Here is a 12,381-nt window from a genome sequence, read left to right on the forward strand (position 1 = left end):
GGCTTGCCTGCGATGGCGGTGGTGAATGTTGCACCGCCATCGCAGGCAAGCCAGCTCCCACACTGTGCGTTTCATCGGGTTCAGAAGCTGCGCAGGCGCTTGCGTTGCAACGTCTGGCTGGGGGATTCATCGAACAGCTTGCGGTACTCGGCCGAGAATCGGCCCAGGTGGGTAAACCCCCAGCCCAGGGCGATTTCGGAGATGGTGTGGGTTGAGCCGTGTTCGAGGATTTGCTGGCGCACGGCGCCCAGGCGGTATTTCTTCAGGTAGGCCATGGGCGACAGGGCGAAGTATTTGCGAAAGGCGTCGAACAGCTTGAAACGCGACACCCCGGCCGCCGCTTCCAGATCCTCCAGGTGCACCGCTTCGCGGGCGTTGTCCTGGATGTACTGCCGGGCGCGGATCAAATAGTGCGGCAGCTTCACGCCCAGCATGTCCCGCAGCTCTTCGGAGTAGTTGTTCGGCTGGGCCAGGATCAAGCCCTTGATCAGCGAACTTTCCAGGTCCCGGGTAAACGCCGCCTGGTCATACAGCTCACTGCTGCGCTCCAGCTCGGCGATGAAATACCGCGCCATGCGCCACCACGACGCAGAAGCGCCGTCGACTGCATCCATCACCGCTTCGAAGCGCAGCGGCGCCTCAATCGGCCGTTGCAGCAAGCCTTCCAGCGACTCGCTCATGGCCGCGCGGGTGATCACCACCTGCAGCTTGCGGCAGTCGCCCGAGATTTCCAGCACCTGATGTTCGTTGGGCGAGATGATCACGCCCTGGTCACGGTTGGACATGAGCCGTTTGCCGTTCTTGCTCAGCTCCTGCTCGCCCACCAGCGGCAGGGTCAGGCTGTAGCTGCTGAAGTGCTCGGCGTCCTCGATATCGATGGTGACGTCGGTGCCGTATTCGATAATCCCCAGCGTCGTGGCGCGGGACTTGAACACATTGGCACTGTGGTGAAAGCGGATGCGCTCCGGCGTCGCGGTTTGCAGCCGGTGCGGCCCGCAGATGCCGGACATCCAGCTGCAGGCGCCTTCAAGGTCGAAACGCTCGATACGTATATCGCGTGTATTGCTACTCATCACGGGGCACCCACGGCAATTGTGGCCGGCGCGCTCTGACGGCGCGTCCTGGTTGATCGACAGCAAGTTTTACGCCACGCCAGCCGTATTGCCACTGGGTGGATAGCAACCGTCGACTAAGTGGATAAGCCGCCGGCTTTTTCGACCCTCACCTTGCAAGACAGTAGCGCATCACGTCACCGCCCTGCACCGCCGTGGGTATTTGCTGCCCAACTTTGCGGCCTGCCTTTGCCCATTAACCGGATAGCCCCGCGCCGCGTCGCAGCCTCTTAATGGCCCACCTGTTTAGCCATTATCAAAAGGTGCCTCCCATGAGTGGTGCAAGAAGCGTCGAGCAATGGAAAAGCTTTATCGAAAGCTGCCTGGATTTTCGCCCGGCCGATGCCGTGTTCCGTATCGCCCGCGACATGTTCACCGAGCCGGAGCTGTTCGACCTGGAGATGGAGTTGATCTTCGAGAAGAACTGGATCTACGCCTGCCACGAAAGCGAACTGGCGAATAACCACGACTTTGTGACGATGCGCGCCGGGCGCCAGCCGATGATCATCACCCGCGACGGCGAAGGCCAACTGAATGCGCTGATCAACGCCTGCCAGCATCGCGGCACCACCCTGACCCGGGTTGGCAAGGGCAACCAGTCCACCTTCACCTGCCCGTTCCACGCCTGGTGCTACAAGAGTGACGGCCGGCTGGTGAAGGTCAAGGCGCCGGGGGAATACCCGGAAGGTTTCGACAAGGCCACGCGCGGTTTGAAAAAGGCACGCATCGACAGCTACAAGGGCTTCGTATTCATCAGCCTGGACGTGCACGGCACGGACAGCCTGGAAGCGTTCCTGGGCGATGCCAAAGTGTTCTTCGACATGATGGTCGCGCAGTCCGCCACCGGTGAGTTGGAAGTGCTGCCGGGCAAGTCCGCCTACACCTATGACGGCAACTGGAAGCTGCAAAACGAAAACGGCCTGGACGGCTACCACGTCAGCACCGTGCACTATAACTACGTGGCCACGGTGCAGCATCGCCAGCAGGTCAATACCGAGAACGGCAGCGGCTCCGCCAGCACCCTGGACTACAGCAAGCTCGGTTCCGGCGACGCGAATACCGATGACGGCTGGTTCGCTTTCAACAACGGGCACAGCGTGCTGTTCAGCGACATGCCCAACCCCAGCGTGCGCTCCGGCTACGCCACGATCATGCCGCGCCTAGTCGAAGAGCACGGCCAGCAAAAAGCCGAGTGGATGATGCACCGCCTGCGCAACCTGAACATCTACCCGAGCCTGTTCTTCCTCGACCAGATCAGCTCACAGCTGCGCATCATCCGCCCGGTGGCGTGGAACAAGACCGAGATCATCAGCCAGTGCCTGGGGGTGAAGGGCGAGTCCGACGCCGACCGCGAGAACCGCATCCGCCAGTTCGAGGATTTCTTCAACGTGTCCGGCATGGGCACACCGGACGACCTCGTGGAGTTCCGCGAAGCCCAGCGTGGCTTCCAGGGCCGCCTGGAGCGCTGGAGCGACATCTCGCGCGGCAGCCACCGCTGGGAGACCGGCCCGACGCCGAACAGCGAGGCTATCGGCATCCAGCCGGCCATGACCGGCACCGAATTCACCCACGAAGGCTTGTACGTCAACCAGCACCGCAACTGGCAGCAGTTCCTGCTCGACGGCCTTGATCGACACGCGTTGAAACTGCGGGAGGTGAAATGATGAGCGCGCCATTGCAGTACCAGATCGAGCAGTTTTTCTACCGTAAATCCGAGCTCTGCGATGCCCAGGACTGGGACGCCTATGTAGAGCTGTTCGACCCCCAGAGTGAATTCCATCTGCCGCAATGGGACTCCGAACACGTCTACACCCGCGACCCCAAGCGCGAGATGTCGCTGATCTACTACGCCAACCGTTCGGGCCTGGAGGACCGCGTCTTCCGCCTGCGTACCGGCAAGGCGGCATCCGCCACGCCGATGCCGCGCACCTTGCACCTGATCAATAACGTGCGCATCAACGAGCAGGCGGACGGCACGCTGGAAGTACGCCTGAACTGGCACACGCTGTTCTATCGCCTGGCCACCTCGGAGCAGTTCTACGGGCACGCCACCTACCGCCTCAAACCCCATGGCGACAGTTGGCTGATCACCCGCAAGCACGCGTTGCTGCTCAACGACACCATCAACTCGGTGCTGGATTTCTATCACCTCTAAACGCGCCTTCATGGCGAGCAGGATTGTTGTGCTGAACGGGCTTGTTGTGGCGAGCGGGCTTGCCCCGCGTTGGGGCGCGCAGCGGCCCCAATAGTCACCGCATTTCGTCAGTCAAACAACGGTGCCTGGACCAGAACCCGCTGCACGCCCCAACGCGGGACAAGCCCGCTCGCCACGACAGGCGCACTCGACACGCTCATGACTCTGCGGAGACCAACACATGAATCACAAAGTGGCCTTCAGCTTCGCCGATGGCAAGACCCTGTTTTTCCCGGTGGGCGCCCACGAGATCCTGTTGGATGCGGCGCTGCGCAACGGCATCAAGATCCCCCTGGATTGCCGCGAAGGCGTATGCGGCACGTGCCAGGGCCGTTGCGAGTCCGGCGAGTACACCCAGGATTATGTGGACGAGGAAGCCCTCTCCAGCCTCGACCTGCAGCAACGCAAGATGCTCAGTTGCCAGACCCGGGTGCAATCCGACGCGACGTTCTACTTCGACTTTGATTCAAGCCTGTGCAATGCGCCCGGCCCGGTACAGCTGCAAGGCACAGTGAGCGCGGTGCAGTTGGTGTCCGCCAGCACGGCGATCCTGCAGGTTCAGCTGGACGCGTCGCTGGATTTTCTGCCCGGCCAGTACGCGCGCCTGTCCGTTCCCGGCACCGACAGCTGGCGCTCGTATTCCTTCGCCAACCGGCCCGGCAATCAGCTGCAGTTCCTGGTTCGCCTGTTGCCCGACGGCGTGATGAGCAACTACCTGCGTGAGCACTGCCAGGTAGGTGACCGCCTCTTGATGGAAGCGCCGCTGGGCGCTTTTTACCTGCGTCACGTGACCAAGCCGCTGGTGCTGGTCGCTGGCGGCACCGGGTTGTCGGCCTTGCTGGGCATGCTCGATGAACTGGTTGCCAGCGGCTGTGACCAACCGGTACACCTGTATTACGGCGTACGCAGTGCCGAGGACCTGTGCGAGGCCGAACGCATCGACCAATACGCCTCCACCCTCGATTTTCGCTACACCGAAGTGCTGAGCAACCCATCGCCGGCGTGGCCCGGCAAGCGCGGTTACCTCACCGAACATTTCGACCTGGCCGAATTGCGGGACAGATCGGCAGATATGTACGTGTGCGGCCCCCCTCCAATGGTCGAATCCATCCAGCAATGGCTGGCAGATCAGGCACTTGATGGCGTTCAGTTGTATTACGAAAAGTTCACGCAGAGTAATATCTGACCCTCAGCACTTCTGAGGGGCTGGTGCGGCGTGCAATCAACCCTGAGAAAAACAAGTAGAAGGGAATGTTAATGGCGGATGACATGGTTAACCCGGTAGGCCTCAAGCGGGGCTTGAAGAACCGGCATATTCAGCTGATCGCCTTGGGAGGGGCGATTGGCACGGGGCTTTTCCTCGGCTCGGCAGGCGTGCTCAAGTCGGCGGGACCGTCGATGATCCTCGGCTATGCGATTGCCGGTTTCATCGCGTTCCTGATCATGCGCCAGCTCGGCGAAATGATCGTCGAAGAGCCGGTGGCCGGTTCCTTCAGCCACTTCGCGCACAAATACTGGGGCGGTTACGCAGGCTTCCTGGCGGGCTGGAACTACTGGGTGCTCTACGTCCTGGTGGGCATGGCCGAACTCACGGCCGTGGGCAAGTACATCCAGTTCTGGTGGCCGGAGATTCCGACCTGGGTCAGCGCGCTGGTGTTCTTTGTCGCGGTGAACCTGATCAACACCCTCAACGTGAAGTTCTTCGGTGAAGCCGAGTTCTGGTTCGCGATCATCAAGGTGGTGGCGATCGTCGGCATGATCGTGCTCGGCTGCTACCTGCTGTTCAGCGGCACCGGCGGCCCGCAGGCCTCGATCACTAACCTGTGGAGCCACGGCGGGTTCTTCCCGAATGGCGGCATGGGGCTGTTGATGTCCATGGCGTTCATCATGTTCTCGTTCGGTGGCCTGGAGTTGGTGGGCATCACCGCCGCCGAGGCCAGCGAGCCGCGCAAGGTGATCCCCAAGGCGATCAACCAGGTGGTGTACCGGATCCTGATTTTCTACGTCGGCGCACTGACTGTGCTGTTGTCGCTGTACCCTTGGGACCAATTGCTGCAAACCCTCGGCGCGTCGGGCGATGCCTACAGCGGCAGCCCGTTTGTGCAGATCTTCTCGCTGATCGGCAACGACACCGCGGCGCACATCCTCAACTTCGTGGTCCTGACCGCGGCGCTGTCGGTGTACAACAGCGGCGTGTACTGCAACAGCCGCATGCTGTTCGGCCTGGCCGAGCAGGGGGATGCACCCAAGGCGCTGATGAAGCTCAACAAACAAGGCGTGCCGTTGCGTGCCCTGGCCATTTCGGCGTTGGTGACGATGCTGTGCGTGGTGGTCAACTACGTGGCGCCCCAGAGTGCGCTGGAGTTGCTGTTTGCGCTGGTGGTTGCCTCGCTGATGATCAACTGGGCGCTGATCAGCATCACCCATATCAAGTTCCGCAAGGCCATGGGCGAGCAAGGCGTGGTGCCGTCGTTCAAGACCTTCTGGTTCCCCTTCAGCAACTACCTGTGCCTGGCGTTCATGCTGATGATCGTCAGCGTGATGCTGGCGATCCCTGGCATTCGTGAGTCGGTGTATGCGATGCCGGTGTGGGTGGGGATTATCTACATCGCGTATCGGATGCGGGTGCGCAGAAGTAACGCGCCAGTCAACGCACAGTGATACCTGTGGGAGCCGGGCTTGCCCGCGATGGCGGTGGGTCAGCCGATGGCTGTGGTGGCTGACACACCGCATCGCGGCAAGCCAGCTCCCACCGTTGATTGCATTCCAAATGAAAAAGCCCCGGTTATCCGGGGCTTTTTTCATAGCGTGGAACGCACTCGCCACAGCTCGGGGAACAGCACGGTGTCGAGCATCTTGCGCAGATACCCCACGCCCTCAGTACCACCGGTACCGGGCTGGAAGCCGATAATCCGTTCCACCGTCGTCACATGCCTGAAGCGCCACTGGCGGAACGAATCCTCCAGGTCGATGAACTTCTCGGCCAACTGATACAAATCCCAATACCGGCTCGGGTCGCGGTACACCTCACGCCACGCGGCTTCCACCGATTCATCGTGAACCGTGGCCGCCGTCGGGTCACGTTCGGCGCGCTTGGGGTCAATCGCCAGGCCCGCCTTGGCCATCAGGTTGACCGCCTCGTCATACAGCGACGGCGTGGCAATCGCCACTTTCAACTCGTTCAACAACTCCGGCCGATGCGCGTGAGGACGCAACAGCGCCGCGCTTTTATTGCCGAGGATAAATTCGATCTCGCGGTACTGGAACGACTGGAACCCCGACGACTGCCCCAGGAACGGACGGATCGCCTTGTACTCCGACGGCGTCATCGTCGCCAGCACGGCCCAGGCGTGCACCAGTTGATCGAAAATCCGCGACACCCGCGCCAGCATCTTGAACGCCGGCGGCAACTCGCCAAGGCGCACATGTTCGCGGGCGGCCTTGAGTTCGTGGAGCATCAGTTTCATCCACAGCTCAGACGTCTGGTGCTGGATGATGAACAGCATTTCGTTGTGGTCCGGCGACAGCGGGTGCTGGGCGCTGAGGACTTTGCCCAGGTCCAGGTAGTCGCCATAGCTCATGGACTCGGAAAAATTCAGCTCGGCGTTATGCCATTCTTCCGGCGGTTGGTAATCAGCAGAGAAGGGACATTGGCTCATCGCGTGGGCTCCTTGAGCGGGCGGAGAATGGCGCGGACCGGGCTCGCGTCGAGGTTGGCAAAGCGCAACGGCAGCGCGATCAATTCATAGTCGCCCTCCGGTACGTCATCGAGCACGATGCCTTCAAGAATCGCCATGCCATGACGGGCCACGGCGTTGTGCGAATCCATGGTCTTGGATTGCTGCGGATCGAGGGACGGCGTGTCGATCCCGACCAGCCGCACGCCGAGGCTCGCCAGCAACTCGATGGTCTGCGGGGCGATGGCGGTGAAATTCGAATCCCATTCGGTCAGCGGCGCGTGTGGATAAGTACGCAACAGCACGCGCTCTGGCAGGTTATCCACACGCCCTTCCAACTGATGCGGCTGCACCAGCGCGCCGCTGCCCAGGCAATGCAGGACCCGGCACGGCCCCATGTAGACATCCAGCGACACCTCGCCAATCGGCGCGCCGTCCGCGCTGTAATGCAGCGGCGCATCGACATGCGCACCGGTGTGCGGCGACAAGGTAATGCGCCCGACATTCACCGGGCATTCCGGACCGAACTGCCAGACGCGCTCTTCCTGGAACGGCGTATCGCCCGGCCAGGTCGGGGTCGCCGTACTCAAGGGCGGGCTGATGTCCCACCACGTTTTTATTGGATTCATTTCAAGGCTCTCGGCGGTTACTGGGGTGAATGATACGAGGGCCAGCTGTGAATTTTCTTGCGAATTCCAGCGCCAGGCGGGATTTCTTTCGTACTTACTGCGAGGAATTGCCGTATTTGTGATTGGATATTGCAAATGTAGGCGCCAGCTTGCCGGCGATGGCGTTCCTACGAGGCCCATCGCTGGCAAGCCGGCGCCTACAGGGTTTTGTATTGCGCGGGACTTGCGCTTCTGGGCATCCCGATGTCGAGTTCAGACCACTGGCACGACGCCCGAGGCCTTAGGGTGCATCTTTGCATTCACTGCCTCGGAGTCATCATGTCCAAGCCCATCACCGTACTGCGCGACACCCACCCCCTGCCGGTCCTGGATGCCTGCAAATGGGAAAAACTCGAAGGCGACCCGCACACCGTCAACCTCAACGCCTACACCAGCGAAGACGGCAGCAAGATCATGGGCACCTGGATCTGCACACCAGGCAAGTGGTACGTGGAATACGTGAAGTGGGAATACTGCCATTTCCAGGAAGGCTACTGCGTGATCACCCCAGAAGGCCTGGAACCGATCCATTTGCGGGCTGGGGATATCTTTGTGGTGGAACCGGGGATGAAGGGGACGTGGGAAGTGGTCGAGACGGTGCGTAAGTATTTTGTGTTTGCGTGAGCGACCACGTTATTTGTGGTGAGCGGGCTTGCCCCGCGTTGGGGTGCGTAGCGGCACCTGAGCTTGGCGCCGGGTTCTGACTGCAGAAATTCGGTGACTCTGATGGGGCTGCTGCGCAGCCCAACGCGGGGCAAGCCCGCTCACCACAGAAAGCCCGCTCGCCACGGAAAGTCTGCTTGTCACCGAAAGTCCTCAGGCCACGGAAAGCCCGCTTGCCGCGACAAGCGGGTTCAGCACTCTACTTGGGTTTGCGATAGCTGTTGATGATCGCCGAGAAGTCCTTGCCCCCCTCCCCTCGCTGGCTCATCGATTGATACAACTGCTGGGCCACGGCGCCCAGGATGACGGGCTGCTTGGCCTGACGTGCCGCCTCGGTAGCCAGGCCAAGGTCCTTGAGCATCAGGTCAGCGCCAAAGCCACCGGTGTAGCCGCGCGATGACGGCGCGGTTTCAATCACGCCCGGCCATGGGTTGTAGGTGTCGGAACTCCAGCAACGTCCGGTGGAGCTGTTGATGATGCCGGCCAGCACTTGGGTGTCGATCCCCAGCGCATCGCCCAGCGCCATGGCTTCGCTGACGCCGACCATACTGATTCCGAGCAGCAGGTTGTTGCAGATCTTGGCGATTTGCCCGGTGCCGACCTCACCGCAATGCACGATGTTACGCCCCATCTGCGCCAGCACCGGTTGCAGGGTGGCGAACAGTTCAGGGGTGCCGCCGACCATGAAGGTCAGGGTGCCGGCACTGGCGCCGCCGGTGCCACCGGAGACTGGAGCGTCGGCCACGACCACACCTTGCTTGGCCGCCGCAGCCGCTACGTCGCGGATCGTCTGCGGGTCGATGGTGCTGCAATCCACCGCCGGCACGCCTTGGCCGATACCAGCGAGTACGCCGTCTTCATTCAGCCACACGCTACGCACATGCGCGGCCGCCGGCAGCATGGTGATCACAAGCTCGGCGTCTTTCGCCGCATCGCGGGGTGAATCGCTGATAGTGCCGCCCAGCTCGGCCAATTCCTTGAGCACGGCCTGGTTCAGGTCAAACAGGTTCAGCGCGTGGCCGGCCTTGATCAGGTTGCGGGCCATGGGCGCGCCCATGTTGCCCAAGCCGATAAATGCAATCTTCATGGTCGTCTCCCGGAATCAGCGCAGGTTGATGGTGGTGTTGACGCCATCGTTGACCGTGTCGTCGTCGAACCAGCGGCTGGTGACGGTTTTGGTCTGGGTGTAGAACTGCACCACTTGCTTGCCGTACGGGCCGAGGTCGCCGAGCTTGGAGCCACGCGAACCGGTGAAGCTGAAAAACGGCACCGGCACGGGGATCGGGATGTTGATGCCGACCTGGCCCACGTCGATTTCGCTCTGGAATTTACGCGCCGCCGCACCACTCTGGGTAAACAGACCGGTGCCGTTGCCGAACGGGTTGGCGTTGACGAGCGCGATGGCCTCGTCGAGGGTCGCGACTTCGAGCACCACCAGCACCGGGCCGAAGATTTCCTGGGTGTAGATCTGCATGTCCGTGGTCACGCCCGAGAACAGGGTCGGGCCGACAAAGTTGCCTTGCTCAAAGCCCGGCACCTTGATGTCGCGGCCGTCCAGCTCGAGCTTGGCGCCTTCTTTCACACCGCTTTCGATCAGCTCGAGGATGCGCGCCTTGGCGCGTTTGGAAATCACCGGGCCGACATCGGTACCGGCCTCGCTGCCGGCATTGACCTTGAGTTTTTGCGCCAGCGCCTTGAGGTCCGGCAGCCATTGTTTGGAGGCACCGACCAACACCACCACAGAGGTGGCCATGCAACGCTGGCCCGCTGCGCCGAAACCGGCACCGACCAGCGCATTGAGGGTGTGTTCGCGGTTGGCATCCGGCAGCACCACGGCGTGGTTCTTGGCGCCCATCATCGACTGCACGCGCTTGCCGTGTTTGCCGGCCAGGTCATAAACATGCGTACCGACGGCGGTCGAACCGACGAAGGACACGGCCTTGATGTCTTTATGGGTGCACAGCGCATCCACCACATCCTTGCCGCCGTGCACCACGTTGAGCACGCCGGCCGGTACGCCGGCTTCCAGCGCCAGCTCCACCAATAGCACGGTCGACAGCGGGTCCTGCTCGGACGGCTTGAGGACGAAGGTGTTACCGCAGGCGATCGCCATCGGGAACATCCACAGTGGAATCATCGCCGGGAAGTTGAATGGGGTAATGCCGGCACACACGCCGATGGGTTGGCGCAGGGTATAGGTGTCGACGCCACCGGCGACGTTTTCAGCGAATTCGCCCATTTGCAGAGTGCCGATGGAGCACGCGTGCTCCACCACTTCCAGGCCACGGAAAATATCGCCCTCGGCATCGGCAATGGTCTTGCCCTGCTCGGCGCTGAGGACTGCGGCGATGCGTTTGGAATGTTCGCGGATCAAGGCTTGCAGCTTGAGCATGATGCGCATGCGCGCGCCGATCGGGGTCAACTTCCAGGTCTGGAAGGCGCGATGGGCTGCGTCGATGGCGGCATTCACTTCATCGGCAGTGGCAAACGGCACTTTGGCCAGCACTTGCTGGGTGGCCGGGTTGACGATGTCGTGCCACTCGGTGGTCTTGGACTCGACCCATTCACCGTTGATCAGCAGCTTGACCTGTTGCACGGAAATATCGGCAGATGCGTTCATGTGGTCTCCAATCTTGTAGTTATGCAGAGACAAGGCGCGTGAATCGCCTTGGGAATGAGGCGTTTTTGGAGTATAGATGTGCAAATCTCTAATAAGAACGCACATAAAAGCCGGTCCAATATGCAAAAAAACATCACATCATTGGGCTCCCTGAACTGGGACGACCTGAAGTTTTTCCTCGAAGTGGCCCGCACCCGCAAGGCCAGCGTCGCGGCCAAGCGCCTGGCGGTGGACTACACCACGGTGTCGCGGCGCATCAGCTCACTGGAAGTGTCGCTGGGTACTTTGCTCTTCGAAAAATCTCGGACCAACGGCTTCGTCCTCACCACCGAGGGTCAACGTTTGCTGGGGTACGCCGAGTCCATCGAGAGCACCCTGCACATGGCTTGCGAGCAGGTGTCCGGCTCCGGCGTGGCACTGTCCGGGCATGTGCGCATGGGCTGTACCGAAGGCTTCGGCAGTTTTTTTGTCACCCCGCAGCTCAGCCATTTCGTCGACACTTACCCGGCGATCTCGGTGGACATCCTGCCCCTGCCCCACTTCATCAGCCTGTCCAAGCGCGAAGCTGACATTGTCATCGCACTGGAACGCCCGGAACACGGGCCCTACGTGTGCTGCAAACTGTGTGACTACAAACTGCAGCTGTATGCGACCCAGGAATACCTCGACCAGCACCCACCGATCCGCAAACCCACGGATTTGGCCGAGCACCCGTTTATCAGCTATGTGGATGACCTGGCGTTCAGCTCCGAGCTGCTCTACCTGGCGAACGTGGTGCCCGGCGCCAGCGCCAGCCTGCGCAGTACCAGCGTGATTGCCCAGTACGTGGCAGCGCAGCAAGGCCGGTCGATGGCGATATTGCCGTGCTTCCTGGCGGCGCAGGATCCTCGGTTGCTGCCGGTGCTGGGGGAGCAGATCACACTGACTCGGCAGTTCTGGATGTATTGCCGGGAAGACTTGCGCAAGTTGAAACGCATCACCTTGCTGTGGGATTACATCCGCGAGGTGACGGAACAGAACCAGGGCTTATTGATGGGGGAGACGCGGGAGATCAAGTTTGCAGATTAAGGGGTGCGCGCGCTGTTGCCGCGAGCGCACTGCAAAATAATAGGGGGCTGGTCAGCCAGTTTAGCCGTGACTGATACACCGCTATCGCAGGCAAGCCAGCTCCCACATTTGAACTGCGGCGGATGCAAGATTTTGGTTAGACACAAATAGTGTGGAAGCTGCGGCGAGTGCAAGATTTTGGTCAGACACAAATAAGTGTGGGAGCTGCGGCGAGTGCAAGATTTTAGTCAGACACAAATAGTGTGGAAGCTGCGGCGGGTGCAAGATTTTGGTCAGACGCAAATAAGTGTGGGAGCTGGCTTGCCTGCGAAGGCGGTGGGTCAGCCAGCTTAACCTTGACTGATACACCGCTATCGCAGGCAAGCCAGCTGCCACATTT

Annotated in this window: 11 protein-coding genes; 6 read left to right on the top strand and 5 right to left on the bottom strand. The window is 61.1% G+C overall.

Annotation, left to right across the window (positions count from 1 at the left end; translation table 11 throughout):
* Positions 1-80 precede the first annotated feature (80 nt).
* Positions 81-1,073 carry a helix-turn-helix domain-containing protein gene (locus QMX97_RS29280; RefSeq protein WP_282398061.1) on the bottom strand — a complete coding sequence of 331 codons (993 nt, stop codon included), beginning with the start codon at positions 1,071-1,073 and terminating at the stop codon, positions 81-83.
* A 311-nt stretch (positions 1,074-1,384) separates the two neighbouring features.
* Between QMX97_RS29280 and antA the strand changes: the two genes are divergently transcribed.
* The 4 genes from antA (at position 1,385) to QMX97_RS29300 (ending at position 5,967) form a co-directional block, all read left to right on the top strand.
* Positions 1,385-2,776, top strand: a complete 1,392-nt coding sequence (gene antA, locus QMX97_RS29285; protein WP_201145872.1) for an anthranilate 1,2-dioxygenase large subunit — start codon at positions 1,385-1,387, stop codon at positions 2,774-2,776.
* Positions 2,776-3,267 carry an anthranilate 1,2-dioxygenase small subunit gene (gene antB, locus QMX97_RS29290; RefSeq protein WP_065908425.1) on the top strand — a complete coding sequence of 164 codons (492 nt, stop codon included), beginning with the start codon at positions 2,776-2,778 and terminating at the stop codon, positions 3,265-3,267. Before antA ends, antB begins: the two co-directional genes overlap by 1 nt.
* A 220-nt stretch (positions 3,268-3,487) precedes the next feature.
* Positions 3,488-4,492 (top strand): anthranilate 1,2-dioxygenase electron transfer component AntC, encoded by a 1,005-nt coding sequence (antC, locus tag QMX97_RS29295; RefSeq protein WP_282398062.1) that lies wholly within the window; start codon positions 3,488-3,490, stop codon positions 4,490-4,492.
* A gap of 71 nt (positions 4,493-4,563) precedes the next feature.
* Entirely contained in the window at positions 4,564-5,967 is a 1,404-nt protein-coding gene (locus tag QMX97_RS29300; RefSeq protein WP_065908421.1) for an amino acid permease, read from the top strand.
* A gap of 140 nt (positions 5,968-6,107) precedes the next feature.
* On the opposite strand, the gene kynA is transcribed toward QMX97_RS29300, so the two are convergent.
* Together kynA and kynB are read right to left on the bottom strand one after the other, a co-directional pair.
* Entirely contained in the window at positions 6,108-6,965 is an 858-nt protein-coding gene (kynA, locus tag QMX97_RS29305; RefSeq protein WP_065908419.1) for a tryptophan 2,3-dioxygenase, read from the bottom strand.
* Complete coding sequence (kynB, locus tag QMX97_RS29310; RefSeq protein ID WP_282398063.1) at positions 6,962-7,612, bottom strand: arylformamidase; 651 nt, start codon at positions 7,610-7,612, stop codon at positions 6,962-6,964. The genes kynA and kynB overlap by 4 nt, the downstream gene beginning before the upstream one ends.
* A gap of 318 nt (positions 7,613-7,930) precedes the next feature.
* On the opposite strand from kynB, the gene QMX97_RS29315 reads away from it, so the two are divergent.
* Positions 7,931-8,275 carry a cupin domain-containing protein gene (locus tag QMX97_RS29315; protein WP_010566207.1) on the top strand — a complete coding sequence of 115 codons (345 nt, stop codon included), beginning with the start codon at positions 7,931-7,933 and terminating at the stop codon, positions 8,273-8,275.
* Between the two features lie 238 nt (positions 8,276-8,513).
* Here QMX97_RS29315 and mmsB read toward each other — a convergent pair whose 3' ends face one another.
* The gene (gene mmsB / locus QMX97_RS29320) at positions 8,514-9,401 is read right to left on the bottom strand and encodes a 3-hydroxyisobutyrate dehydrogenase (protein WP_065908412.1); all 888 of its coding nucleotides are present in this window, start codon (positions 9,399-9,401) and stop codon (positions 8,514-8,516) included.
* 15 nt (positions 9,402-9,416) lie between these two features.
* Entirely contained in the window at positions 9,417-10,934 is a 1,518-nt protein-coding gene (locus tag QMX97_RS29325) for a CoA-acylating methylmalonate-semialdehyde dehydrogenase (RefSeq protein WP_065908408.1), read from the bottom strand.
* Positions 10,935-11,054: 120 nt separating this feature from the next.
* Between QMX97_RS29325 and QMX97_RS29330 the strand changes: the two genes are divergently transcribed.
* Complete coding sequence (locus QMX97_RS29330; protein WP_065908407.1) at positions 11,055-12,002, top strand: LysR family transcriptional regulator; 948 nt, start codon at positions 11,055-11,057, stop codon at positions 12,000-12,002.
* The last annotated feature ends 379 nt before the right edge of the window (positions 12,003-12,381 follow it).

The organism is Pseudomonas sp. PS01298, from assembly GCF_029959745.1.
Taxonomy (GTDB): domain Bacteria; phylum Pseudomonadota; class Gammaproteobacteria; order Pseudomonadales; family Pseudomonadaceae; genus Aquipseudomonas; species Aquipseudomonas aylmerensis.

What these genes read in the sequence shown, in the direction of transcription:
- antB (WP_065908425.1), top strand. Translation starts at nt 2,776, where the DNA reads ATGAGCGCGCCATTGCAGTACCAGATCGAGCAGTTTTTCTACCGTAAA.
- kynA (WP_065908419.1), bottom strand. Translation starts at nt 6,965, where the DNA reads ATGAGCCAATGTCCCTTCTCTGCTGATTACCAACCGCCGGAAGAATGG.
- QMX97_RS29280 (WP_282398061.1), bottom strand. Translation starts at nt 1,073, where the DNA reads ATGAGTAGCAATACACGCGATATACGTATCGAGCGTTTCGACCTTGAA.
- QMX97_RS29330 (WP_065908407.1), top strand. Translation starts at nt 11,055, where the DNA reads ATGCAAAAAAACATCACATCATTGGGCTCCCTGAACTGGGACGACCTG.
- mmsB (WP_065908412.1), bottom strand. Translation starts at nt 9,401, where the DNA reads ATGAAGATTGCATTTATCGGCTTGGGCAACATGGGCGCGCCCATGGCC.
- QMX97_RS29325 (WP_065908408.1), bottom strand. Translation starts at nt 10,934, where the DNA reads ATGAACGCATCTGCCGATATTTCCGTGCAACAGGTCAAGCTGCTGATC.
- antC (WP_282398062.1), top strand. Translation starts at nt 3,488, where the DNA reads ATGAATCACAAAGTGGCCTTCAGCTTCGCCGATGGCAAGACCCTGTTT.
- QMX97_RS29300 (WP_065908421.1), top strand. Translation starts at nt 4,564, where the DNA reads ATGGCGGATGACATGGTTAACCCGGTAGGCCTCAAGCGGGGCTTGAAG.
- antA (WP_201145872.1), top strand. Translation starts at nt 1,385, where the DNA reads ATGAGTGGTGCAAGAAGCGTCGAGCAATGGAAAAGCTTTATCGAAAGC.
- kynB (WP_282398063.1), bottom strand. Translation starts at nt 7,612, where the DNA reads ATGAATCCAATAAAAACGTGGTGGGACATCAGCCCGCCCTTGAGTACG.
- QMX97_RS29315 (WP_010566207.1), top strand. Translation starts at nt 7,931, where the DNA reads ATGTCCAAGCCCATCACCGTACTGCGCGACACCCACCCCCTGCCGGTC.